Below are 23,847 nucleotides of genomic sequence, written 5' to 3'. Positions count from 1 at the left end.
CGGCGCGAGCGCCGCGACCGCGGGGAGACGGGGAGTCGGGGAGGCCAACGTGGCAGAGGACAACGGGGCGAGCCAAGTAGCAACGGCCCTCGCGATGGGGATCGCGGGCCCGATGGGCGCGATCGCTGGGGCGGCCTACAGTGCTGCCTCTGCGGCGATGCGGGTCGAGTACGACTCGCTGAGCGAGTACAAGCGCATGGTGGACACCCTGCTGGACGACCTCACCGGCTCCGACGCGGACCACAAGAAGCTGGCGGACGGCAAGCTGCCGGCCAGCAAGCTGGGTAAGGGCTTCGCGGAGGTCGACGCGCTGTTCAAGTCGTACGACACGGTCATCACGGAGCTGCAGAAGCTCTCGAAGGGGCTGGCGGGGCAGATCGAGGCCCTGGGCATCGCGGTCCAGACGGCGGGCAAGGGTTACGTCGGCGTGGACGAGGAGACCAAGCAGCGCATGGCGGCGATCGCCAAGGAGGCGAAGGCGGAGTACGTGCTGGAACGCGACCCGTGGCCGGAGGAGCAGCGCCGCCTGGCGGCATCCAACCCGCCGCCGACTCCGACTCCGTCGGGAGGTACCTACTGATGGCAACGGATTTCGAAGGTTTCACGCACCAGCAGATGCGGGACATGATCGCCTCGCTGGACCCGACCTCGGTCCAGGCACGTGCCGATCAGCTGAAGAAGGCCGCCGAGGACATCAAGAAGATCGGCGAGGCGCTCAAGGACCATGTCGTGACCGGCTGGGAAGGCGAAGGAGCTGACGCCTTCCAGCTGTGGGTGGGCCGCGCGGGTAATGCGACGCTACGTCTGGGCGAGTACAGCGCCAAGGGCGGGGAGTGGATGGGCTCGGTCGTCCAGACGATGACCGAGGCCACGAAGATGACCGCGGTGGACGCGACCGCGACCAAGAACCTCGCAGCGGCCCTCAAGCACCACAACGACCCGGACGCGGCGGCGGTCCGCGCGGAGGCCCAGACGACGCTGGACGCGGACCACCGCGAGGCGGTCCGGCTGATGACAAACCTGGCGCAGTCGTACCAGCAGTCGTCCTCGGAGATGGACAAGGCGACGATCCCGACGTTCCCGGAGCCGCCGCCGGTGCTGTTGCCGCCGGCCCGCTATGGGAGCGAGGACATGGAACGGTCTGGTGGAGGCTCCGGAGGAGTCGGCTCCGCCGGTTCGTCGTACCCGGCGACAGGTCCTGGCGGCAGTGCGTCCGCGAACGAACCGGGCTCTGTCCAGGGACGTCCGTCGCAGCCGGACAACACTCTGCCGACGACGACTGCGCCCGCGCCGGTGACTCCCGACCGTGACGTGGAGGTGGACCTCGACACCGTCGGCACGCTGCCACCGAACCAGACGCTGCCTCCGGTGACGACGACGCCCGGTGGGCCGCTGCCCACGAGCCCGGGCGGACCGCCCCCCGGCCCCTTCGTGCCGCCCATGGGAGTCCCGCCGATCAGCGGGGTGAAAGGGCCGGGTCTCCCCGGTGTCTTCGGCCCGGGCGGCCCCGTCCCGGGCACGACCGGTCCCCTCGGCAGGGGTGGCACTGTGCCTGGCATGCTCCCGCGTGACAGCGGCATCATGGGCGGCCGCCCGGTGACTTCCACCGGCCCCGGCTCGGGTATCCCGCGGGGTACGGTCATCGGCGAAGGCGCCCAGGCGGGCCGTCCCATGGGTGGCGGCGGCATGGGTCACGGGGGCGGTGGCTCCCACGGCAGCGGCCAGGGCGGCTTCGCCGGCGGACGTCGACTGGCCTCGGAGCCGGGCGGCGTCGTCGGAGGGCGTCAGACCGGTGCGGCAGGTCGCCCGGTCGTGGGCGGGCAGCCTTTCACCCAGGGCGGTTCGGGTCTCGTGCGCAATGGTGCCGGGGGCGCGGGCATGGGTCCCATGGGCCACGCGGGCGCCGGCACGCAGACTCCGGGTAGGCGACGGAACGACCAGGGGGGCGAGCGCCCCGATTACCTGGCCGAGGACGAAGAGACCTGGCAGGGCAGCCGTCGTGTTGTTCCGCCGGTGATCGACTGAGCAGAACGGACAATGCACGGGATGCGCATGCGCAAGGCGACCTCGGCCCTGGTGGGTCTCCTTCTGGCCGGGGTCGCCGCGACCCCGGCCCATGCGGAGACCGTTCGATCCCAGCAATGGCATCTCGACGCCATGAAGGCCGACGACATCTGGAAGGTCAGCACGGGCACGGGCGTGACCGTCGCGATCATCGACGATGGCGTCAAGGAGATCCCTGAACTGAAGGGGCAGATCGTCCCTGGCGCAGATCTCGTGTCGCAAGGTGGAGATGGGCGTAACGACGACAGTGGTCATGGCACAGGCATTGCGGCCATGATCGCTGCGACGGGTAGACACCCGAGCGGCGACGGTGGTTTCGGACTGGCACCCGGCGTCAAGGTCCTCCCAATCCGTGTCGCCAACGCTGAATTGGCCACACCGTCTTGGGCCGCGGCTATTCGGTTCGCTGCAGAATCGGATGCCAAGGTCATCAATATCTCCCTAGGAATCGCTGGTACGCCTGAGACTGACCGGGCGCGTGCCGAAGCGGTGAAGTATGCGCTCTCGAAGGGAAAGTTGGTCTTCGCTGCCGTAGGGAATTCTGGGGACGCCGGCAACGAAGTCGAGTACCCGGGTGCGACCCCAGGGGTGGTCGGCGTAGGCGCGACAGATGCCAAGGGCAAGGCGACCGCGGAATCCCAACATGGTCCCCAGGTGGACCTTGCCGCCCCGGGTATCGATGTTGTCACCGCTTGCTCTGGCAAGACGGGGCTGTGCAAAACCCACGGCACCAGCGACGCATCCGCCCTCGCCTCCGCCTCCGCCGCCCTCATCTGGTCCGCCCACCCCGAGTGGACCAACAACCAGGTCCTCCGCGTCCTCCTGAACACCGCCGGTAAGCCCGTCGACGGCGTCGAGCGCAACGACTACATCGGCTACGGCATCGTCCGCCCCCGCGTCGCGCTGCAGACCCCCGGCGACCCCGGGCCGGCCGACGTCTATCCGCTGCCCGATCTCGCAGCGGCGGACGGGGCCAGCAAGCCCTCCGCGTCCGCGGACGCCAAGGCCCCCGACGCGGCCGCGTCCAAGCCCGCCGCCCAGGCCGAGGAGAAGAAGAGCGGCAGTGTGCTTCCCTGGATCGCCCTTGGTCTGGGAGCCTGCGTGCTGATCGGTGGGGCCGTGACCGTGGTCGTCGTACGCCGCAACCGTTGACCTACTGACAATCCGGGAGTGCACGCAATGTCGTTCGACGAGGAATGGTCGGCGGCTCGCGCCTCGGCCTCCGCCAATGTCACCATGCGCCTCAATCAGGTGCCCACCGACCCCGGCGGTGGTGGTGGCGGTGGCGGTGACCTCGAGCTCAATCAGGACCACATCGGGGCGATCGGCTCCGAGGCGTACAAGCTGCACACGCGCCTGCAGACCGACGGCAAGCACGCCGCCACCGCCACCGCCGAGGCGGCCGGGGCCCTCACCAAGGAGGGCTTCGCGAGCGGGGCGGCGCTGCTCAAGGCCAGCAGTGCGTGGGAGAGCCAGGTGAAGACCCTCGTGGCCGCCTGCGCCAACATCTCCAACGGGTTGAACTACTCGCTCTCCTCCCACGCCAAGGACGAGCAGCAGCTCCATGCGGACTTCACCGCATCCGCGATAGACAAATACCTCAAGTAGGCGCCTTCATGCTGACGTACGAGAACGTGATGAACGCGCCCCTGGGCAAGCTCCAGAGCGCCGTCACCGACTGGACGGCGATGGCCGGCAAGCTGGACGAGATGGCCGAGGCCGCTCGCAACGGCATGAAGGCGAAGTCCGACAAGGCCGAGTGGAGCGGGGTCACCGCAGGAGTGGCGCGCGGGTTCGTCGACAAGACGGCCAAGGAGTTCGAGGACGCGGCCAAGGCCGCCAAGGGCATGCGCCAGGTCCTCGCCGACGCGCACGCGACGTTCAAGGCCGCCCAGGACGAGCTGAAGAAGCTCGCCGCCGAGGCCCCGGCGGCCGGCTTCAAGGTCGATGCGGACGGGCGGGTCACCGCCATCCCGCTGCCCACCGAGGGCGAGCGGAACGCGGCCCGGCACGACCCCGACTACCAGGCGACCCTGAACGCGGCCCGCAACGCGTGGCAGACCCGGATCAACCGGGCGGTCGAGGACGCCCAGGACGCCGATGACTCCCTGGTCCGGGTCCTCCAGGCGAACGTCGCCGACGAACACGACTTCAGTGGACCGAAGTTCACCACCCTCGATGCCGAACAGGCCTCCCGAGCCGCCGATCTGATGAAGAAGGTCACCGGCGAGGGCGGCACGGCCCGCAACGTCGAGGCGCTGCGCGAGCTGGAGGAACTGCTCGACGACAACCGCACGGACCCGGAGTTCTCCACGGGCTTCTACCGGACGATCGGCGCCGAGGGCACGTTGGAGATGTACTCCAAGATGTCCCTCGACGCGACCGGTCTGGGGGCGCCCGGCAAGGACCGCGCGCTGATGGTCGCGAACATCCAGAGCGACATGGGCGCGATGCTCGGCCTCGCGACGCACAAGGACGTCCCGAACCACCTCGATGCGACCTGGACCACCCAGCTGATGAAGGCGGGCCGCAAGGAGATGGCCGTCTACGGCGGAGTGCAGCAGATCTACGGCTACCAGGCCCTGGGCGCGCTGCTGCGCGAGGGGAAGTACGACACGGAGTTCCTCACCTCCGTCGGCCGGGACATGGTCGCCATGGACCGCAAGGACCCGCGGGCCTGGGAGTTCCACACCCCGTACGGACTGGAGTCGGTCCTCAGCCAGGGCAAGGACGGCCGCGGCTTCTACCCGCTGACCGGCCTGATGGAGGCGCTGGGCAACAACCCGGACGCCGCGACGGCCTTCTTCAACGAGCCGGTCCGCGAGGACAGCAACAAGGACGGCATCGTCACGAAGGACGACAAGCCGGTCTCGGGGCAGCACGGCAAGGATCAGGGCATGGTCGACTACATGCTCGACAAGAAGCCGTACATGGACAGCTTCGACATCTCGCGGACCGGTGAGCTGCACCCGGCCCAGCAGGCCGTCGGCGATGCCCTGATGGCGGCGGTCTCGCACCGGAGCCCCGGCGACGAGGATTCCCCGCCGGTGGCACACACCAAGGAGATGGCGGCCGTCATGGAACGGGTCGTCGAGAAGATCGGCGACAAGCCGGAGCTGGTCGACGCGGACCCGAAGGAACCGGACGGGCCGCTGAACGGGCTGTCCGGGCACTTCGGCCAGATGGCGGCCGAGTACATGCCGGACATGCAGGCCGCCGCGGAGAACGGCAGCGGGACGATCAAGGCCAACGGCGAGATGGCCGAGTTCGACAAGGCCGGCATGGCTCGGTTCATCGGCGCGGTGGGCCAGGATCCGGACGCCTACGGTGCGATGACCACCGCCCAGCGCACCTTCACCACAGCACTGGTCAACGACGTGTTCGACCACCGGGGCGAGTACGACGACGTCGATGCGGCCGTCAAGGTCGCGGTGCACCCCGGCGGACAGATCGCCGGCATGCTGTCCGAGGCCCGTGCTGAGGGCACGTTCGGCGAGAACGCCCACAAGCAGGAGGAGTACGTCAAGGGCGTCGAGGACAACGCCAAGTGGGTCAACCGCGGTATCACCGCGGCGGGCGGCAAGTACCTCGAACTGGTGCCGTTGGCCGGCGACGTCGTCGAATGGCTTCAGGAGGACATCACGGAGAGCGTGGTCGAGGGGGCCCAGAAGGACGCGGCGAAGAAGGTCGAGGACAGCAACCAGAAGGCGGGCGAGGAGTACGTGCGCGCGCAGACCGGCGCGTCCGACTCGGCCGCGGCCTCGGTCCGGATCGCAGCCCGCGGATCCGGATTGTCCGAGCGGACCATCGACTCCTACGCCGGTGTCGCGTCAACGGAGACGGCGAACGCCTACTCGGTCGGCCGGGACCTGGTGGCCACCATGAACGGAGGATCCTGATGTTCCGTCCCCGCACCCCTCGTGTGGTCGTCACCGTCGCCATGGGGGCGGCACTGCTCGCCGGCTGCTCCGAAGGCAAGACGTCGGCTGCGCCCGAGCTGCCCGCTTCCACCTGCTTCGGGGCCTTCACGCCGACGGAGCTCGCGCCCTTCATGGGCACGGGGGAGAAGGTGCAGGTGGACGGGCCGGCCGACGTTCGTCTGAGCGCCGGCCGGAAGAGCGCGATCTGCAACATCTATGTGGACGGGAAGACCCGCTTCTTCGCCTCGGCGGAGCGGTTGCCGCACGGGCAGCACTTCTTCTGGGCTCCTGCGGTCGACGAGCAGAAACCGGAGCCGCTTGCCTTCGCCGAGAACAGCAAGCTGTGGGACAGCGGTGCCGCGATCTTCCTCTCCTGCAACGGCCCCGCCGATGCCTTCGAGCTCAAGCTGTGGCTCGACGGCTCGACGGAGCAGATCAAGCAGGAGGAACGCCGCCCCTTGTTCGCGGGGCTCATGAAGAAGTACCTCGACTTCGCCAGGGAGCAGACCGGCTGCGGTGCCTGAGCCGGAAAAGGCGAAGGCCGCTCAGGGGTGCGCCTGCCCCTGAGCGGCCCGCCGCGAAGCCGTGACCGGAATCGAACCGGCGTAACCCGCTTTGCAGGCGAGTCCCTCAACCACTCGGGCACACGGCTGTGAGGTGGTGATGTGCACGACCGTACGGGGGGCCCGCGGGGGGCGGGAAGGGGTTCGGCGGCCGTGCAATGCGACTGCCATGCCGCGTTCACAGTCCGGCGACCTAGGACTTCGGGACGAGAGCCGGATCCGTCTAAAAGACAGGGTCGATGCAGGGCTACGCACCTTACTCTGGGGCGATGAGCGCCCTTGAACCCCGCGTGCCCCAGAGAACCGCACCGATCCCGCCCCCGCCCCGGGGCGGGATCCTCGGGCCCGCGTACCGGACGCTCAGCATCGGGATCATCTCCGTCGTCTTCCTCATCGCCTTCGAGGCCACCGCCGTCGGCACGGCCATGCCCGTCGCCGCGCGCGAGCTGGAGGGGATCGGGCTCTACGCCTTCGCCTTCTCCGCCTACTTCACGACCAGCCTCTTCGGCATGGTCCTGGCCGGTCAGTGGGCCGACCGGCAGGGGCCGCTGCGGCCGCTGACCATCGGGATCGGCGCCTTCGCCTCCGGGCTCGTGATCTCCGGGACGGCCGGAGCCATGTGGGTGTTCGTGCTCGGCCGGGCCGTGCAGGGCTTCGGCGGCGGGCTGGTCATCGTCGCCCTCTACGTCGTCGTCAGCCGGGCCTACGAGGAGCGGCTGCGGCCCGCGATCATGGCGGCCTTCGCCGCCAGCTGGGTGGTGCCCTCGATCGTCGGGCCGCTGGCCTCCGGGACCGTCACCGAGCACCTCGGGTGGCGGTGGGTCTTCCTCGGGATACCGGCGCTGGTCGTGGTCCCCCTCGTGGTGGCGCTCCCCGCGATACGGCGCACCGCGTCCGGACCCGTCGACGCCGACGCCCCGCCCATGGCCTTCGACCGGCGGCGGATCCGGCTCGCCTTCGGCATCTCGGTGGGGGCGGGGCTGCTCCAGTACGCCGCCCAGGACCTGCGGTGGCTGTCGCTGGTGCCGGGCATCGCGGGCGCGGTCCTGCTGGTGCCCGCCGTGCTGGGGCTGCTGCCGCGCGGGACCTACCTGGCGCGGCGCGGGCTGCCGTCCGTGGTGCTGCTGCGCGGGGTGGCCGCCGGGTCGTTCGTCGCCGCGGAGAGCTTCGTACCGCTGATGCTGGTCACCCAGCGGGGGCTGAGCCCGACGATGGCCGGGTTCTCGCTCGCGCTGGGCGGGCTCACCTGGGCGGGCGGCTCGTGGGTGCAGTCCAAGGGGCGGATGGCGCCGTACCGGGAACGGCTGATGGTGAGCGGGATGGTGCTGGTGGCCCTGGCCATCGCCGCGGCGCCCGCCGTGCTGATCGAGTCCGTGCCCGTGTGGACGCTGGCGCTGGCATGGGCGGTCGGCTGCCTCGGCATGGGCCTGGTGATCGGTTCCACGAGCGTGCTGCTGCTCCAGCTGTCGGCCCCGGAGGAGGCGGGCTCCAATTCGGCCTCGCTGCAGATCTCGGACGCGCTGGCGAACGTGGTGCTGCTGGCCGGCGGGGGCGCCGCCTTCGCCGCACTGGGGGGCGGCGCGGTGGGCGCCGCGCACGCTGTGACCTCCGGAGCCCCGGCCTCGCACCCGGCCGCGTTCGCCGCCGTGTTCCTGCCGATGGCCTGCGTGGCGCTGGTCGGCGCGTGGGTGGCGACCCGGCTGGAGCCCGCGAAGGTGTGAGCGCCGGGAATCCGGGTGCGTCCGGACCGGCGCCGGCACTACCGTTCCCGCCATGAACGAGTTGATCATCCGGTTGTCCGACGCGGAGCGGGCGCAATGGGCCGACCTGGCCGACGCCACCGGCCGCACGCCCGAGGAGTTCGCGCTCGACGCCGTGCGGGCACGGCTGCGGGCCGAGCGGGACCGGGTCGGGGCCGAGGCGGGACGGCTCGCGCTGCGGCACGCGCCCCTGCTGAAGCGGCTCGGCGCATGAGCGCCGTCACGGCCCCGGTGCGCCACCTCACGCTCGCCGAGGTCCTGGACCTCGCCCGGCACGCCTGCCTGGCACAGGACCAGCCCGTGGAGCTGCGGGCCCCCGGGCTGCTGGAGTCGGCCGTGCACCGGCCCCGGGCCCGCATGTTCGGGACTCCGGCCTACGAGGACCTGTACGAGCAGGCCGCCGCGCTGCTCCACGCCCTCGCCACGAACCACCCCCTGGTCGACGGGAACAAGCGCACCGCCTGGCTCGCCGCGGCGACCTTCCTCGCCGTGAACGGCGTCGACCTCGGCGATGCGGACCAGGAGGCCGCCTACGGCCTGGTCATCGACGTGGCCGCCGGAGGCGAGACGGAAGTCGCGCGGATCGCCCGCCGACTGAGGGCGCTGACCGAAGCGGTGTGACGCTCGCCGCACCCGCCGAGGTCACGGGCCTGTCCCTCCGCGAGGGGCGGGCCCGGGCCGGTAGGGTGGCCCGGTTGTCCTACGTACGACTGCCTGCCACCCGTACCAGATACGCCGAGAGCACGAACCGGAGACCGTGACTACTACCGCCTCCCACCATCTCTCACCCGCCTTCCCCGGCCGTGCCCCCTGGGGTACCGCCAACAAGCTGCGTGCATGGCAGCAGGGGGCGCTCGACCGCTACATCCAGAGCCAGCCGCGGGACTTCCTCGCGGTCGCCACGCCCGGCGCCGGCAAGACCACCTTCGCGCTCACCCTCGCCTCGTGGCTGCTGCACCACCACATCGTCCAGCAGGTGACCGTCGTCGCGCCGACCGAGCACCTGAAGAAGCAGTGGGCGGAGGCGGCGGCCCGGATAGGCATCCGGCTCGACCCCGAGTACTCCGCCGGACCGCTCAGCAAGGACTACCACGGGGTCGCCGTCACCTATGCCGGTGTCGGCGTGCGCCCGATGCTGCACCGCAACCGCTGCGAGCAGCGCAAGACCCTCGTGATCCTCGACGAGATCCACCACGCCGGTGACTCGAAGTCCTGGGGCGAGGCCTGCCTGGAGGCCTTCGACCCGGCCACCCGGCGCCTGGCGCTGACCGGAACGCCCTTCCGGTCCGACACGAACCCGATCCCCTTCGTCGCGTACGAGGAGGGGAACGACGGGATCCGGCGGTCCTCCGCCGACTACACCTACGGCTACGGCAACGCGCTCGGCGACGGCGTCGTCCGGCCGGTCATCTTCCTCTCCTACAGCGGCAACATGCGCTGGCGGACCAAGGCCGGCGACGAGATCGCCGCCCGGCTCGGCGAGCCGATGACCAAGGACGCCATCTCCCAGGCCTGGCGCACGGCGCTGGACCCGCGCGGCGACTGGATGCCGAACGTGCTGCGGGCCGCCGACCAGCGGCTCACGGAGGTCAGGAAGGGCATCCCGGACGCCGGCGGCCTCGTCATCGCCTCCGACCAGGAGTCGGCGCGCGCCTACGCCAAGCTGCTGAAGGAGATCACCGGCACCAAGGCGACCGTGGTGCTCTCCGACGACACCGGCGCCTCGAAGCGGATCGACGAGTTCAGCGAGGACGGCAGCCGCTGGATGGTCGCGGTCAGGATGGTGTCCGAGGGCGTCGACGTACCGCGCCTCGCGGTCGGCGTCTACGCCACCACCATCTCGACCCCGCTGTTCTTCGCGCAGGCCGTCGGGCGCTTCGTGCGTTCGCGCAGGCGCGGCGAGACCGCGTCCGTCTTCCTTCCGACCATTCCCTATCTCCTCGGCTTCGCCAACGAGATGGAGGTCGAGCGGGACCACGTCCTCGACAAGCCGAAGAAGCAGGGCGAGGAGGATCCGTACGCCGAGTCCGAGAAGGAGATGGACGAGGCGAACAAGCAGGAGGACGAGGACACCGGCGACGAGGAGCAGATGTCCTTCGAGGCGCTGGAGTCCGACGCGGTCTTCGACCGGGTCCTCTACGACGGCGCCGAGTTCGGCATGCAGGCGCACCCGGGCAGCGAGGAGGAGCAGGACTACCTCGGCATCCCCGGGCTGCTGGAGCCGGACCAGGTGCAGATGCTGCTGCAGAAGCGGCAGTCGCGGCAGATCGCGCACAGCCGGCGCAAGCCGGACTCGGAGGCGGACCTGCTGGAGCTGCCGGCCGACCGGCGGCCCGTGGTCTCGCACAAGGAGCTGCTGGAACTGCGGAAGTCGCTGAACACGATGGTGGGCGCGTACGTCCACCAGAGCGGGAAGCCGCACGGGGTGATCCACACGGAGCTGCGCCGGGTGTGCGGAGGTCCGCCGAGCGCCGAGGCGACCGCGGGGCAGCTGCGCGAGCGGATCAAGAAGGTGCAGGAGTGGGCCACCCGTATGCGGTGAGTTCATACGGAGTGGGGACGGGGTCCGTGCGGTGTTTCGCACGGACCCCGTCCGCCGTTACGGGGCTTCGCCGCTACGAGAAGCGGGAGGGAGGGGCGCCTTGCCGAACTTCATCCGAAGCTTGAGGTCGAAGACCTCGTTCTTTTCGACATCAAGGTCGGCCAGGCTGAAGGAGTACACCTCCGCGGATCCGTCCGCCGCAACGGGGTGCCGGCCCCGGGTGCCCTCGGAATCGGGGGCGCAGACCTCCGCCCGGATGTCGCTCGCCTCCCGGCCGAAGGTGTCGAGCATCCACAGGACCAGTGCGAGCGAGCAGTCGTCGACCGCCGGGCGGCCCGAGCGGTCCACGTACAGAGAGAACTCGCGCCTCGGACCCGCGGTGGCGGCCTGCTCCTCGGCCTTCCCGGTCTGCCCGCCCTTCCCGGCCTCGTGCGGCCCCAGGTGCGCGTGCGCGCATCCCCCCTGGAGCCGATCACCATCGTTTTGAACATGCTCAGAGTAATGGGGCGGCAAAGACGTCCTGTGGCAATCGAGGTCACGAATTGACACCGAGGCCGATCAGGAAACGGCATAAACAGGTAGTGAGCGCCCGGATTCTGGACGAGCCCTTCCGCTGAGCGGACCCGCTCGCTACTGTCCCCGCAACAAACGCACCGTGGCAGCGCCGCCGCGGGAGCGCAGCCGGTGCAATGGCCGCTACCGGCGGCCTCTCCGTGCGTCGCCGCGGGACCGGCGGCGTGCCGCCCCGAGAGTCACCGCCGCTCACCGAAAGAGGGAGAGGCGTCGTGACCGCGGAAACCTCCCAGACTCTCGACAGAGGGCTCAGAGTCCTCAAACTGCTCGCCGACACCGACCACGGTCTGACCGTCACCGAGCTCTCCAACCGCCTCGGTGTGAACCGCACCGTGGTCTACCGGCTCCTCGCCACCCTCGAACAGCACGCCCTGGTCCGCCGTGACCTCGGCGGCCGGGCCCGGGTCGGCCTCGGAGTGCTGCGGCTGGGCCGGCAGGTCCACCCGCTCGTACGCGAGGCCGCCCTGCCCGCGCTGCGGTCCCTCGCCGAGGACATAGGTGCCACCGCGCACCTGACCCTCGTCGACGGCACCGAGGCGCTGGCCGTCGCCGTCGTGGAGCCGACCTGGACGGACTACCACGTGGCCTACCGGGCCGGCTTCCGCCACCCGCTGGACCGCGGGGCCGCCGGGCGGGCCATCCTGGCCGCCCGTCAGGGCTCGCTCATCGAACCCGGGTACACGCTGACCCACGGAGAGCTGGAAGCGGGCGCCAGTGGCGCCGCCGCGCCGCTCGTGGGCATCACCGGGCTGGAGGGCAGCGTCGGCGTCGTCATGCTGGCGGATGCGGTGCCGGAGCGGGTCGGGCCGCGGGTGGTCGACGCGGCGCGCGAGGTCGCCGACGCCCTTCGCTGAGCCGCGGGCCCGGCGGTGTCCTCACGCGTGAGGTCCGCTGCCGGGCCGTGCCGTGCCGTGCCGTTGCCGCGTGCGGCGCCGTGGCCGGGGGCGCTGCCCCCGGACCCCCGCGCCTCAAACGCCGGCGGGGCTGAAGGAGCGCCTCAGGCGTCGGCGGGGCTGAAGGAGCGGGGCGGGCCGGTGGGGTGGGAGTGGGCGGATAGATTGGGCGGGTGCTCACTCGCCTCACACGTCTGCCGCGTCCCGCCGCCCTGGCCGTCTGCGCCGTGCCCGTGCTCGGGCTGTTCGTCGCCGCGGCCTTCGCGCCGCTTCCCTTCGTGGTCGCCATCCCGGGGCTGACGGCCGACGTTCTGGGGTCCGACCAGGGCAAGCCGGTCATCACCGTCACCGGGGCCCCGGTCCGGGAGACCAAGGGTGAGCTGCGGATGACCACCATCCGGGCCACCGGCCCGTCCTCGTCCATGAGGCTGCACGAGCTCATCGGGCACTGGTTCGAGACCGATGAAGCGGTCATGCCCAGGGAGGCCGTCTACTCCACGGGCGGAAGCGATGAGGAGATCGAGAAGCACAATCTGGAGGAAATGGCCAAGTCGCAGTCGGTCGCCACCGATGCGGCCCTCGGCTTCCTCCACAAGGACCCCAAGGACGTGAAGGTCGATCTCAACCTCGCCGACGTGGGCGGCCCGAGCGCCGGGCTCCTCTTCTCCCTCGGCATCATCGACAAGCTCGACGGTGACGGCAGCGGCGGCGATCTCACCGGCGGCCGCAGCATCGCCGGTACGGGCACCATCACCGCCGACGGTGAGGTCGGCGCGGTCGGCGGGGTGGCCCTGAAGACCCAGGCCGCGCGGCGCGACGGGGCGAGCGTGTTCCTCGTACCGAAGGCCGAGTGCGCGGACGCCCAGTCGGAGCTCCCCGAAGGGCTGCGGCTCGTCCCCGTCACTTCGCTGACGGATGCGGTGAACGCTCTTCGCGCGCTGAACCGGGGAGAACCCGCCCCGTCCTGCTGACGGCCGGCTCCGGGTCCATCCCGCGCCAGGCGGGGAAGACCGCGGGCGCGAGCGTCGTCAGGAAGAACGTTCCGCCGAACAGCAGCAGCGCCGTGCCCACCCCGAAGCCGTCCACCAGCAGGCCCGCCGCGAGTCCGCCCAGCGGCATGGTCAGCTCGCAGCCCGCCGTGGTCACGCCCGAGACCCGGCTGCGCAGCGCCTCCGGCACCTGCTCGTAGATGACCGTGGTCAGGATCGGGTTGAGCACGCCCACGCCCAGGCCGGCCAGGGCCATCGTCACTGCGAGCGGCAGCGTCGTGTCGGTGAAGGCGGCGACCACGTACCGGCTCGCCCCGGACAGCAGGAAGGCCACGGTGAACACCACGCGGCGCGGGAAGCGCTCGCCCCACATTCCGTAGAGCAGGGCGCCCAGCAGCGCGAAGCCGCCGAAGAGGGAGATCAGCAGGCCGAGGGCGGTGGCGCCGCCGAGGGCGTCCCGGCCGTGCACCGGCAGCAGGACGGACGACCAGCCCTGGTCGAGCCCGTTGGTCATCATGACCATCACGGTGATGCCCAGCAGCAGCCGGGTGCGGGTCATGAAGGCCCAGCCCTCGGCGAGTTCGGCGCGGTACGCCCCGAAGGACGCCTTCCCGGCGGCCCGTTGCGGCTCGGCGGCCGGGACACCGCGCAGGAAGGCGGTGACCAGCAGCGCCGACGCCCCGAAGGTCGCCGCGTCCAGCAGCAGTACGGTCTCGGCGCCGAACGCGGCGATGAGCAGTCCCGCCACCGCGGCCCCGATCATCCGGGCTCCGCGCGAGACCGCGTCGTAGAGGCTCGCGGCCCGGGCGATGGTGGTGCCCGCGTGCTCGGCGAGGTCCGGCAGGAGCACGGCGCGGGCGGTCAGGCCCGGCGTGTGCACCAGGCCGCCGACGGCCATCAGCGCGCACAGCATCCAGAACTCCAGCACGCCCGCGTAGTGCAGCAGCGGGATCGCGCCGACCGACAGGCCGCTGATCAGGTCGGAGGCGGCGGAGACCCGGCGACGGCCGATCCGGTCGATGACCGGTCCGCCGGCCAGGGCGGCCACGACGACGGGCAGGGTGGCGCAGAAGGCGACGATCCCGGCCCGGCCGGCGCTGTTCGTGGTGTGGAGCACGAACCACGGGACGCCGATGAGGGTGAGTGAACTCCCGGCTATGGAAATGGTGTTGGCGGCCAGTACGCCGACCAGGGGGCGCCGGCTCATACGGCGCTCCGCGCGTGGCTCTCGGGCTGGCTGCGGGTGTGGGCTAAGGCGCGCACGACGGCAGGGCTCCTTCGGTTCCGGTGGAAAGAGGGGGCTACTCGGACGCGCCGAGCGGGAAGACGTGCGTGTGGAGACGGACCGTCTCCGTGCCGTCCGTCTCGGGCAGGCGGCGGTAGCTGTCGATCAAGTCGTGCATCCTGTGCAGCAGTTCCTCGCTCTGTGCCGCGGTCAGCCGCAGGGTGAAGTTGCTGAGGTCGGAGCCGCTGCGCCACTGCGTCGACCAGTTGGGCGCGTCGTTGAGCCAGGCGCCGACCTCCTGCGCGTGGGTCGTGGCGATCTCCCGCAGGAAGACCTCCGCCGCGCTGCGCGTGGCCGGGTCGGCGTCCTGGATCAGTGACTCGTCGAGGCTGTTGCCCTCGTGGGAGGCCTTCCACCAGCGCTCGCGGCCTTTGCCGTGCCCGACCGCGTCCTCGACGAAGCCGTGGGTGGCGAGCTGGCGCAGGTGGTAGCTGGTCGAGCCGCTGGACTCACCGAAGCGTTCGGCGAGTTGGGACGCGGTCGCCGGACCGTCGTGCCGCAGAGCGGTCAGCATCCGCATCCGCAGGGGGTGGGCGAGGCCGCGCAGGGAACGTGCGTCGAGTGCGCGGACCTTGGGCTCTGTCGCCGCTTCCGGCGGCCGGGGCTTTTCGGGCATGGCTCGACGATAGAGTTCCAAAGAACTCTATGCAAGGGTTTCTTTGCAACGTCTTCTTTGGATGCCTGCCCGGGTTCAGGCCCCGGTGCCGTCCTCCGCCGCCTGTTCCACCAGCGGGATGATCCGCAGCGGTACCGGGTTCTCCATCACGATCGCCGTCGAGGCCCGCACGATCCCCTCGAAGCCGACGACGCGGTCGATGACCCGCTGGAGGTCGGCGTTGGAGCGGGCCACCAGCCGGCACAGCATGTCCCCGTGCCCCGTCGTCGTGTGCAGCTCCAGCACCTCCGGCACCCCGTTCAGGTGAGCCCGTACGTCGGCCCCCTGCCCCTGCTTGATCTCCAGCGTCGCGAACGCGGTCACCGGATAGCCGAGGGCCGTCGGGTCCACCTGCGGGCCGAACCCGCGGATCACCCCGTTCGACTGGAGCCGGTCCAGGCGTGCCTGCACCGTCCCGCGGGCCACGCCGAGCCGGCGCGAGGCCTCCAGGACCCCGATCCGCGGCTCGCGGGCGAGCAGGACGATGAGCCGGCCGTCGAGTTCGTCGATGCCCATGGATGCCTCCGGGTTCCCACGCGTGCTCGTGGGTGGTCATAGTGCACAGATGTTTCAACCAGCCTGCGGTCATCCTGGGCAGTTTGTACAGTCAAAGAGGAAACTATTGCGCAGCTTGTGGTTCGGCGGGACTCTGCGGTCATGACTGAGTCTCTGGCGAACCTCGAAACCACCCCGCACACCGCGCGTGAGGCAGACCCCTTCCCGGTGAAGGGAATGGACGCGGTCGTCTTCGCCGTCGGCAACGCCAAGCAGGCCGCGCACTACTACTCGACCGCCTTCGGCATGAAGCTCGTGGCCTACTCCGGACCGGAGACGGGCACCCGCGAGACGGCCAGCTACGTCCTGACCAACGGCTCCGCGCGCTTCGTGCTGACCTCGGTCATCAAGGCGACGACCGACCACGGCCGCTTCCTCGCCGAGCACGTCGCCGAGCACGGCGACGGCGTGATCGACCTCGCCATCGAGGTCCCCGACGTCCGTGCGGCGTACGCGTACGCCGTCGAGCAGGGCGCCCGCGGCCTGGACGAGCCGTACGAGGTCAAGGACGAGCACGGCACGGTCGTGCTGGCCGCGATCGCCACCTACGGCCAGACCCGCCACACGCTGGTCGAGCGCGGTGACTACACCGGCCCGTACCTGCCGGGCTACGCGGCCGCCGAGCCGATGGTCGCGGCCCCGGCCAAGCGGACCTTCCAGGCGATCGACCACTGCGTCGGCAACGTCGAGCTCGGCCGGATGAACGAGTGGGTCGCGTTCTACAACAAGGTCATGGGCTTCACGAACATGAAGGAGTTCGTGGGCGACGACATCGCGACCGAGTACTCGGCGCTGATGTCCAAGGTCGTCGCGGACGGCACCAAGAAGGTCAAGTTCCCGATCAACGAGCCGGCGATCGCGAAGAAGAAGTCGCAGATCGACGAGTACCTGGAGTTCTACAACGGCCCCGGTGTCCAGCACATCGCGCTGGCCTCGAACGACATCGTCTCCACGGTCCGCTCGATGCGCGCGGCGGGCGTCCAGTTCCTGTCCGTCCCGGACACGTACTACGACACCCTCGGCGAGTGGGTCGGCGACACCCGCGTCCCGATCGACGAGCTGCGCGAGCTGAAGATCCTGGCCGACCGCGACGAGGACGGCTACCTGCTGCAGATCTTCACCAAGCCGGTGCAGGACCGCCCGACGGTCTTCTTCGAGATCATCGAGCGGCACGGCTCGATGGGCTTCGGCAAGGGCAACTTCAAGGCCCTGTTCGAGGCGATCGAGCGCGAGCAGGACAAGCGCGGCAACCTCTAGCCTGCGGCTCGGCCCGCAGAATCCGACGCGCTGCCCGCACCACTTCGGTGCACCGGGCAGCGGGTCGTCACGGCACGGCCCGAGGGGGGCCCGGCGCCGCACCCGTGCACGGGTGCGGCGCCCCTGTGCTTCCGGCGGCTCAACGGCCCGACGGCGTCGGTGCCGGCGTGGCCTTCGGGTCCGGCGTGGCCTTCGGATCCGGGGTCGGGGTCGGCTTCGCCGCCTTCGGGAGTTCCGGCTCCACCCACGGGGCCGTCGGCCGGATGTTCTCCGGGCCCCCCGGCGGCGGCGCCGCGATCGCCGCCAGGGCCTCCTTCGCCAGCGGCCCGCGCAGCGGCGAGAAGTGCGGGTTCGTCCGCATGGCCTCCTGCAGGTGCCGGCGGGCCGCCTCCTCGTCACCGAGCCCCTGCTCGATCATCGCCCGGTGGTAGGCGAAGTCGGCGCTCCGCAGCCCCGGCTCCGTGGCCTTCTTCGCGTACTCCAGCGCCGCCGCGTCCTCGCCGGCCTGGTGCAGCGCCCACCCCAGCGCGTCCGCGACCTGCACGCTCTTGTGCCGCGACCACTCCTGCGACAGGCGCTTCACCGCCGCCGCCGCATCGCCGTGGTCCGCCTCGTACAGGCCGATCACCACGTCGTCGTCGACCCCGTTCCCGCTGTCCCGGGCCGCCATCGTGGCCAGCGCGTCGTACTGGGCGCGCGCCTCCTGCGCCCGCCCCAGCGACTCCAGCAGCTCGCCCAGTTCCCGCGCCAGCTGCGGCACCGGCGTCCGGCCCAGCGCCATCCGGTAGTCGCGCACCGCCTCCCCGCCGCGCCCCAGTGCCGCCAGCACGCGGGCCCGCCCGCCCAGAGCCTGCGCCTGCGCCGGATCCGTGCGCAGCGCACCCTCGTACTGCCGCAGCGCCTCCGTCGCGTCGCCCCGCTCCCAGGACAGCTCCCCGAGCCGGAACAGCGCGTACGCCTTCTCCGCCGGGGCCTTGGCCGCGCCCGCCGCGTGCTCCATCGCCACCACCGCGTCCTCGCGCCAGCCGCGGTCCCGGTAGACCTGCGAGGCCCTGACGTACGCGGCCAGCCCCGGCCGCATCTCCAGCAGCAGCTCCATCGCCTGCTGCGCGCCCTTGTAGTCGCCGAGCCCGGTGTACGCGTCGACCAGCACCGGGTACGCCGTCCACCGCTTGGGCGCCTGCGCCCGTACGAGCTCGCCCCACTTGCGGGCGGTCCCGAAGTCGCGCCGGGCATTGGCCAGCGCGCCCATGCCCGTCATCGCGTCGAAGTTGCCCTTCTCGGCCGGGCGTACCTCCAGCGAGCGTTTCAGCGCCTTCTCCGCCTTCGGGAACCAGCCCGAATCGGCCGTGCGCCGTGCCCGTTCGAGGTAGGCGGAGCCGAGGACGGCCCACGAGGCGTCGTCGTCCGGATGCGCCGCGAGCCACTTCTCCCGGTCCGCCACCAGCGCCGTCACGTCCACCGCCGACGCGGGTGCGCCCATCCCCACCGCCGACGCGGCACGCTCGCTCGGCTCGGGCGGGCGGGCGTCGTCACCGGTCCGGGCGGGCCGGATCAGCAGGGCCCCGGCGATCAGGACCACGGCGACCGCGGCCGCCACGAGCGTCTTGCGGCCGGTGAAGGTCACGGGCGGCGCCGGCGTCTGCGATTCCTCGTCGATACGGTCCATGGGGTCACTGTGCGTCAATATGAAGAGCTCGCCGAGGTGTCCGAAGAGGGGCGCGGGCGTGTTCACACCGATGGTCCCTCGGCCACCCCTGGGAAGTGCCCCCGCCGACTGCCACGCTGGTCCCATGGATGACGATCTCTTCGCACGTCTGCGGGCAAGCCTGCTCGAAGGGCTCCCCGCCGAATCCCTGCTCACCGACCCCCAGGTGACCACCTCCTACGCCACCGACATGGCCAGCTTCTGCGCCGCCGGCAGCCCGGCCGCCGTGGTCCTGCCCCGGACCGTGGAACAGGTCCAGCACGTCATGCGCACCGCCACCGCGCTACGGATCCCCGTGGTCCCGCAGGGCGCCCGGACGGGCCTGTCGGGCGCAGCCAACGCCTCCGACGGCTGCATCGTGCTCTCGCTCGTCAAGATGGACCGGATCCTGGAGATCAGCGCCGTCGACCGGATCGCCGTGGTCGAGCCGGGCGTGGTGAACGCCGTGCTCTCCCGCGAGGTCGCCCGCCGCGGCCTGTACTACCCGCCCGACCCCTCCAGCTGGGAACAGTGCACCATCGGCGGCAACATCGGCACCGCCTCGGGCGGCCTGTGCTGCGTCAAGTACGGCGTGACCGCCGAGTACGTGCTCGGCCTCGACGTGGTCCTGGCCGACGGACGGCTGCTGCGCACGGGCCGGCGTACCGCCAAGGGCGTGGCCGGCTACGACCTCACACGGCTCTTCGTCGGCTCCGAGGGCAGCCTCGGTGTCGTCGTCCAGGCCGTCCTCGCCCTGCGGCCGGCGCCGCCCCGTCAGCTGGCGCTGGCCGCCGAGTTCCCCACCGTCGCGGCGGCCTGCGACGCCGTCTGCGCCGTCATGGAGGCGGGCCTGACCCCGTCCCTGCTGGAGCTCATGGACCGGACGACCGTCCGGGCCGTCAACGCCCTCGGAAAGATGGGCCTGCCGGAGGCCACCGAAGCCCTGCTGCTGGCCGCCTTCGACACCCCGCACGCCCCCGAGGACCTCGCGGCCGTGGGAGAGCTGTGCACGGCCGCCGGGGCCACCGCCGTGGTCCCCGCCGAGGACGAGGCGGAGTCCGAACTGCTGCTCCAGGCCCGGCGGATGTCCTTCCCCGCCCTGGAGGCGCTCAGGCCCGCGACGATGATCGACGACGTCTGCGTACCGCGCTCGCGGCTCGGCGAGATGCTCGACGGGACGGCCGCCATCGCCCGTACGCACGACCTGCTCATCGGGGTCTGCGCGCACGCCGGGGACGGCAACACCCACCCGATCGTCTGCTTCGACCCCGCGGACGAGGACGAGACGCGGCGGGCCCGCGAGTCCTTCGGCGAGATCATGGCGCTCGGGCTCTCCCTGGGCGGGACCATCACCGGCGAGCACGGGGTCGGCGTGCTGAAGAAGGAGTGGCTGGCCCGCGAACTCGGACCGGTGGGGCTGGAGATGCAGCGCGCCGTCAAGCACGCCTTCGACCCGCTGGGGCTGCTCAACCCGGGCAAGCTCTTCTGACGTACCCCGCCGGGGTCCGCCGCCGGGCGTACGGCCGCCCGCCATCACAGGTCCCCGTCCGCCGACTCGTCCGACGGCCACGGGTCGCGCAGCCACAGGTCATCGGCCGGGGTCGGGGTGAGCAGTTCGGCCAGCGCCGCCTCGAGGCCGAGGCGGTCGGTCTCGGTGCCGGGCGGGACGGCGCGCAGGGTGCGCTCCAGCCAGGCCGACACGGAGGTCGCGGGGGCCTCCAGGAGGGCGTCACCGTCGGGGGAGGTGAGCGCCATGCAGAGCACGGCCTTGTTGTCGACCTTCGTGGGCCAGATCCGGACGTCGCCGTGCCCGCAGGGGCGGAACACCCCTTCCACGAGCAGCTCGCGCGCGAAGGTCCAGTTGACGGGGGTGTTCGAGCCGGTGTGGAAGGTGATGTGCACGGCGTACGGGTCGTGCGCGAGGTAGAGGAGCCGTGCGGGGACGGGGATGCTGCGCTCGGGGGACAGGACCAGCTTCAGTTCCAGCTCGCGCTCGATGACGGGGTGGTGCATGACGGCCTCACTTCGGTTCGGTGTGCGGGGCCGGACGGCGCCCCACACCCGGAGAGAGCACCGGTGTGCCCGGGTATGACGCGACTTCCGGAGGCGAACCGGAGATTGGCCGATTTCTATCGGCTGACCGAAAACCGTCATGGAGGGTGACGTTCGCTCGTTTGCTTGGATTCTCCCGTTACCGGACCTGCCGGGGGGTGGTTCTTGGCTATGGTCCTCCCTTGCACAAGCCTCAAGCCACGATCGGAGTTGGGGACATGACGGCCTCCCCTGGTGACGGCGAGCACGCGGCCCGCGAGGGCTACTACCCGGATCCGTCCATCCCGGGGTACATCCGCTACTGGAACGGCGCGGCCTGGGTTCCGGGAACGAGCCGCCCTGCCCCTGCCCCGGAGCCGGCGCCCGCCGCGCCCGCGCCCGTCGCCGCCCCCGCCGTCCGCGGCGGGCACGCCCCGCGCGCGGACGAGACCGGGCCGGTGTTCCTGGACGACACCTCCACGGCCGAGGCGCTGCCGGAGCACGCCGCCGCCCCGGCCCCGGCTCCTGTGCCCGTCGCCGAGGCGGCCGCCGAGCCCGTGGTGTGGCAGGCAGACCCCCTGCACCAGGCCGGCTTCGGCGGGCCCCGCGACCACCGGGTGTCGTGGGGCAGCGCGCCGGACCCGCAGCCCGCCCCCCGTTCCGCGCCCCGTCCCGAACCGGAACCCCGGCCGGAACCCCTGCCGGAATCGGGCGCGGGACAGGCCGCCCCGCGGTCCGCGGGCATCTCCCTGGCCCGTACGGCGGCTGCCGCGGCGGCCCCCGCCGCAGCGGCCTCGAGACGTTCCGGGCAGGCCTCCGCCGGGATCCTGTCGGTCCGGTCCCCGGCCGCCCAGGCCCCGGCACCGGACCGGTCCCCGGCCGCCCAGGCCCCGGCGCAGGACCGGACCCCGGCGCAGGACCGGACCCCGGCGCAGGACCGCACCCCGGCCCAGGCCTGGCCCGACGCCCCCGGGACCGGCGGGCCCGGTGCCTCCGGGCTCACCTCCTCCTGGCCCGAGGCGGTGGCCGCCGCACCTGCCCCCGCGCCCGTTCCTGTCCCGGCGCCGGCCCCCGTCCCCACCCCTGCCCGGGTGCCCGCGCCCGAGGCCCCGGCCGCCGACCGGCCCGAGGTGTGGGCCCCGCGCCCCGCCGGAGTACGCCCGAGGATCGCGGCGCGGCCCGAGACGGCGGCCGCTCCCGCCGAGCCCCGGCCCCGGAACCCGGAGCCGAGCACCCCCGGGCAGGAACGCCCGGCCGGCTCCGCCTCCGGCTCCCGCCCCGCGGGGGCCCGTACGCCCCGGGAGGTGTTCGAGCGGATGGCGGAACGGGCCGTGCGCCCCGCGGGCCTGATGCGCCGTGCCACGGCCCGCGCCCTGGACTCCCTCGTCCTCGCCGCCGTCGCGGTGGCGGTCGCCCGGCCCCTCCTGCCCGGGGCCACCGCCCACGTCGAGGCCAAGGTGGACGCCGCCCGCGCGAGCGGCCGCACCACCACCGTCTGGCTCCTCGACACGACCATCGCCGGTCACCTGGGCCTGGTCCTCGGCGCGGTCCTCCTCTTCGGGATCCTGTACGAGGCGCTGCCCACCGCCCGTTGGGGCCGCACCCCGGGCAAGAAGCTGCTCGGCATTCGGGTCCTGGCCACCGCCACGCTGCGCCCGCCCACCTTCGGCGCGGCCCTGCGCCGCTGGCTCGTGTACGCCTTCCTCGGCCTCCCGGGCAGCCTCTGGTGCCTCGTGGACCGCCCGCGCCGCCAGGCCTGGCACGACAAGGCGGCCAGGACGTACGTGGCCCGCTGACCGGTTCGGGCTGCCCCGGACCCGCGCCTCCCCCCGAATGGACGCGGTCCCGTTGCGAGGTGGCCGGAGCCGGGTTCGACTCGGGCCATGAGTACCGACCAGCCGCCGCCGGGCCAGCCGCCCGAGGACGACCCGTTCCTCAAGAAGCCCCAGGAACCGACGCCTCCGTCGGGCGGTTCGCCGTACGGCCCGCCGCCTCCCGGAAGCGGTGGTCCTCCGCCGCCGCCCCCCGGAGGCCCGGGCGGCGGAGGGGGATACCCGCCCCCGCCGCCTCCGTACGGCGGAGGGGACCCCTACGGCGGGAGCGGCGGCTACGGCATGCCCGATCCGCTCGCCGGGATGCCCCCGCTCGCCGACTTCGGCAAGCGGCTCCTCGCGCGCATCATCGACGTGGTCATCATCGCCATCCCGCTGGCCCTCATCCAGCTGGCCTTCGGCACGAGCCGCTACCGGTTCGACAGCGGCCAGGGCGAGGACATCAGCGACGTCGTCTCGCAGTCCTACAGCGGCAGCGGCCTGGTCATGACGCTGATCTCGATCGTCGCGTACGTCGGCTACGACTGGTGGTTCACCAAGAAGAACGGCCAGACCGTCGGCAAGAAGCTGATGAACCTGCGCGTCGCGATGCTCAACGACGGCAGTGTGCCGAACTCCGGCGCCGCCCTCGGCCGCGCCGCCGTGCTCTGGCTGCCGACGCTGATCTGCTGCGCGTGCCTGTGGCCGATCGCGCTGGTCGTCTCGATCCTGGTCGACAAGCCGTACAAGCAGGGCCTGCACGACAAGGTCGGCAAGACGGTCGTCGTCCAGTCCACCACTTAGGCGTCACCGCACGCACCGCAACGCGGGCGGCCTTCCCCAACGGGAGGCCGCCCGCGTCGCGTTGGGCGCGGAAGGTCAGTGGTGAACGGGGTGGTCGACCGTGGCCGAACGGGACTCGGGCACCCGGGAGCCCTGTGCCGCGCCCTCCTGGGCCGCGGGCGTGACGGCGGCCGCGGGGGCGCCCGTACGGGCCGCATGGCGGCCGCGGCGCCGCGGGGCGGGCACGGTGACGGCGACGAGCAGACCCAGGGCGAGCGCGGCGGCGGAGATGACCGCGACGCCGAGCCCGGTGCTCGTCTGCGAGAGCAGCAGCATGGCGATCGTCGACACGACGACCGTGGCGGACCCGTAAGCGAGCTGTGCGGCAGTCGGACGCGGCATGGCGATATCCGTCCTCGGTGAGGGGAGGGGGAGTCGGCTCAACCGGTTCGCGCGTCAAGTGACTCTATGACGGGAGA

23 protein-coding genes and 1 tRNA gene are annotated in these 23,847 nt (G+C 71.8%); 16 read left to right on the top strand and 8 right to left on the bottom strand.

All coding sequences use genetic code 11. The annotated features are described in order from the left end of the window. Positions 1-49 precede the first annotated feature (49 nt). Genes OG753_RS17540 through OG753_RS17515 form a run of 6 tightly spaced genes read left to right on the top strand, consistent with a single transcriptional unit; the run spans position 50 to position 6,508 of the window. Positions 50-580, top strand: a complete 531-nt coding sequence (locus tag OG753_RS17540) for a hypothetical protein (protein WP_405789109.1) — start codon at positions 50-52, stop codon at positions 578-580. Beyond that, positions 580-2,025, top strand: a complete 1,446-nt coding sequence (locus OG753_RS17535) for a WXG100 family type VII secretion target (protein ID WP_405789107.1) — start codon at positions 580-582, stop codon at positions 2,023-2,025. The genes OG753_RS17540 and OG753_RS17535 overlap by 1 nt, the downstream gene beginning before the upstream one ends. A 21-nt stretch (positions 2,026-2,046) precedes the next feature. Continuing rightward, entirely contained in the window at positions 2,047-3,216 is a 1,170-nt protein-coding gene (mycP, locus tag OG753_RS17530) for a type VII secretion-associated serine protease mycosin (protein ID WP_405789105.1), read from the top strand. A gap of 27 nt (positions 3,217-3,243) precedes the next feature. Beyond that, entirely contained in the window at positions 3,244-3,672 is a 429-nt protein-coding gene (locus OG753_RS17525; protein WP_327266791.1) for a hypothetical protein, read from the top strand. 8 nt (positions 3,673-3,680) lie between these two features. Next, on the top strand, positions 3,681-5,963 hold the full coding sequence (locus OG753_RS17520) for a hypothetical protein (protein ID WP_405789104.1): 2,283 nt from the start codon (positions 3,681-3,683) through the stop codon (positions 5,961-5,963). After that, complete coding sequence (locus OG753_RS17515) at positions 5,963-6,508, top strand: hypothetical protein (RefSeq protein WP_405789102.1); 546 nt, start codon at positions 5,963-5,965, stop codon at positions 6,506-6,508. The genes OG753_RS17520 and OG753_RS17515 overlap by 1 nt, the downstream gene beginning before the upstream one ends. A gap of 56 nt (positions 6,509-6,564) precedes the next feature. Here OG753_RS17515 and OG753_RS17510 read toward each other — a convergent pair. After that, positions 6,565-6,636 (bottom strand) — tRNA-Cys (locus OG753_RS17510). A 180-nt stretch (positions 6,637-6,816) separates the two neighbouring features. Between OG753_RS17510 and OG753_RS17505 the strand changes: the two genes are divergently transcribed. The 4 genes from OG753_RS17505 (at position 6,817) to OG753_RS17490 (ending at position 10,849) form a co-directional block, all read left to right on the top strand. Next, positions 6,817-8,268 carry an MFS transporter gene (locus OG753_RS17505; protein ID WP_327262709.1) on the top strand — a complete coding sequence of 484 codons (1,452 nt, stop codon included), beginning with the start codon at positions 6,817-6,819 and terminating at the stop codon, positions 8,266-8,268. Between the two features lie 52 nt (positions 8,269-8,320). Then, the gene (locus OG753_RS17500; protein WP_327262708.1) at positions 8,321-8,521 is read left to right on the top strand and encodes a hypothetical protein; all 201 of its coding nucleotides are present in this window, start codon (positions 8,321-8,323) and stop codon (positions 8,519-8,521) included. Further along, on the top strand, positions 8,518-8,928 hold the full coding sequence (locus OG753_RS17495) for a type II toxin-antitoxin system death-on-curing family toxin (RefSeq protein WP_327262707.1): 411 nt from the start codon (positions 8,518-8,520) through the stop codon (positions 8,926-8,928). Before OG753_RS17500 ends, OG753_RS17495 begins: the two co-directional genes overlap by 4 nt. 136 nt (positions 8,929-9,064) lie before the next feature. Further along, positions 9,065-10,849, top strand: coding sequence for a DEAD/DEAH box helicase (locus OG753_RS17490; RefSeq protein WP_327262706.1), 1,785 nt, complete (start codon positions 9,065-9,067; stop codon positions 10,847-10,849). Positions 10,850-10,906: 57 nt separating this feature from the next. Here OG753_RS17490 and OG753_RS17485 read toward each other — a convergent pair whose 3' ends face one another. Further along, positions 10,907-11,197 (bottom strand): hypothetical protein, encoded by a 291-nt coding sequence (locus OG753_RS17485; RefSeq protein WP_327262705.1) that lies wholly within the window; start codon positions 11,195-11,197, stop codon positions 10,907-10,909. 437 nt (positions 11,198-11,634) lie between these two features. Between OG753_RS17485 and OG753_RS17480 the strand changes: the two genes are divergently transcribed. Together OG753_RS17480 and OG753_RS17475 are read left to right on the top strand one after the other, a co-directional pair. Next, a complete protein-coding gene (locus OG753_RS17480; RefSeq protein WP_007264382.1) occupies positions 11,635-12,276 on the top strand; it encodes an IclR family transcriptional regulator in 642 nt (213 codons plus the stop codon). A gap of 212 nt (positions 12,277-12,488) precedes the next feature. After that, a complete protein-coding gene (locus tag OG753_RS17475) occupies positions 12,489-13,286 on the top strand; it encodes a S16 family serine protease (RefSeq protein WP_327262704.1) in 798 nt (265 codons plus the stop codon). Here OG753_RS17475 and OG753_RS17470 read toward each other — a convergent pair. From OG753_RS17470 to OG753_RS17460, 3 genes are all read right to left on the bottom strand, one after another. Then, on the bottom strand, positions 13,216-14,511 hold the full coding sequence (locus OG753_RS17470) for an MFS transporter (RefSeq protein ID WP_327262703.1): 1,296 nt from the start codon (positions 14,509-14,511) through the stop codon (positions 13,216-13,218). The two genes, OG753_RS17475 and OG753_RS17470, sit on opposite strands and share 71 nt — an antisense overlap. A 94-nt stretch (positions 14,512-14,605) precedes the next feature. Continuing rightward, entirely contained in the window at positions 14,606-15,205 is a 600-nt protein-coding gene (locus OG753_RS17465; protein ID WP_327262702.1) for a helix-turn-helix domain-containing protein, read from the bottom strand. 75 nt (positions 15,206-15,280) lie between these two features. Beyond that, on the bottom strand, positions 15,281-15,760 hold the full coding sequence (locus OG753_RS17460; RefSeq protein WP_327262701.1) for an Lrp/AsnC family transcriptional regulator: 480 nt from the start codon (positions 15,758-15,760) through the stop codon (positions 15,281-15,283). 141 nt (positions 15,761-15,901) lie between these two features. Between OG753_RS17460 and hppD the strand changes: the two genes are divergently transcribed. Beyond that, positions 15,902-17,056, top strand: coding sequence for a 4-hydroxyphenylpyruvate dioxygenase (gene hppD, locus OG753_RS17455; RefSeq protein ID WP_327262700.1), 1,155 nt, complete (start codon positions 15,902-15,904; stop codon positions 17,054-17,056). Between the two features lie 139 nt (positions 17,057-17,195). Here hppD and OG753_RS17450 read toward each other — a convergent pair whose 3' ends face one another. Further along, entirely contained in the window at positions 17,196-18,725 is a 1,530-nt protein-coding gene (locus OG753_RS17450) for a tetratricopeptide repeat protein (RefSeq protein WP_327262699.1), read from the bottom strand. A gap of 124 nt (positions 18,726-18,849) precedes the next feature. On the opposite strand from OG753_RS17450, the gene OG753_RS17445 reads away from it, so the two are divergent. After that, positions 18,850-20,232 (top strand): FAD-linked oxidase C-terminal domain-containing protein, encoded by a 1,383-nt coding sequence (locus OG753_RS17445; protein ID WP_327262698.1) that lies wholly within the window; start codon positions 18,850-18,852, stop codon positions 20,230-20,232. Positions 20,233-20,276: 44 nt separating this feature from the next. Here the strand turns inward: OG753_RS17445 and OG753_RS17440 are convergent, their stop codons facing one another. Then, positions 20,277-20,756, bottom strand: a complete 480-nt coding sequence (locus OG753_RS17440) for an SsgA family sporulation/cell division regulator (protein ID WP_327262697.1) — start codon at positions 20,754-20,756, stop codon at positions 20,277-20,279. A gap of 257 nt (positions 20,757-21,013) precedes the next feature. Here OG753_RS17440 and OG753_RS17435 point away from each other — a divergent pair, with 257 nt between their 5' ends. Further along, on the top strand, positions 21,014-22,570 hold the full coding sequence (locus OG753_RS17435) for an RDD family protein (RefSeq protein WP_405789098.1): 1,557 nt from the start codon (positions 21,014-21,016) through the stop codon (positions 22,568-22,570). Positions 22,571-22,657: 87 nt separating this feature from the next. Then, positions 22,658-23,389, top strand: a complete 732-nt coding sequence (locus OG753_RS17430; protein ID WP_405789097.1) for an RDD family protein — start codon at positions 22,658-22,660, stop codon at positions 23,387-23,389. 75 nt (positions 23,390-23,464) lie between these two features. Here the strand turns inward: OG753_RS17430 and OG753_RS17425 are convergent, their stop codons facing one another. Further along, positions 23,465-23,770: a hypothetical protein gene (locus tag OG753_RS17425; protein ID WP_405789096.1), complete on the bottom strand. Its 306-nt coding sequence runs from the start codon at positions 23,768-23,770 to the stop codon at positions 23,465-23,467. Positions 23,771-23,847 lie beyond the last annotated feature (77 nt).

The organism is Streptomyces sp. NBC_00029 (genome assembly GCF_045160505.1).
Lineage (GTDB): Bacteria > Actinomycetota > Actinomycetes > Streptomycetales > Streptomycetaceae > Streptomyces.
This window is presented reverse-complemented; position numbering and strand designations above follow the sequence as displayed.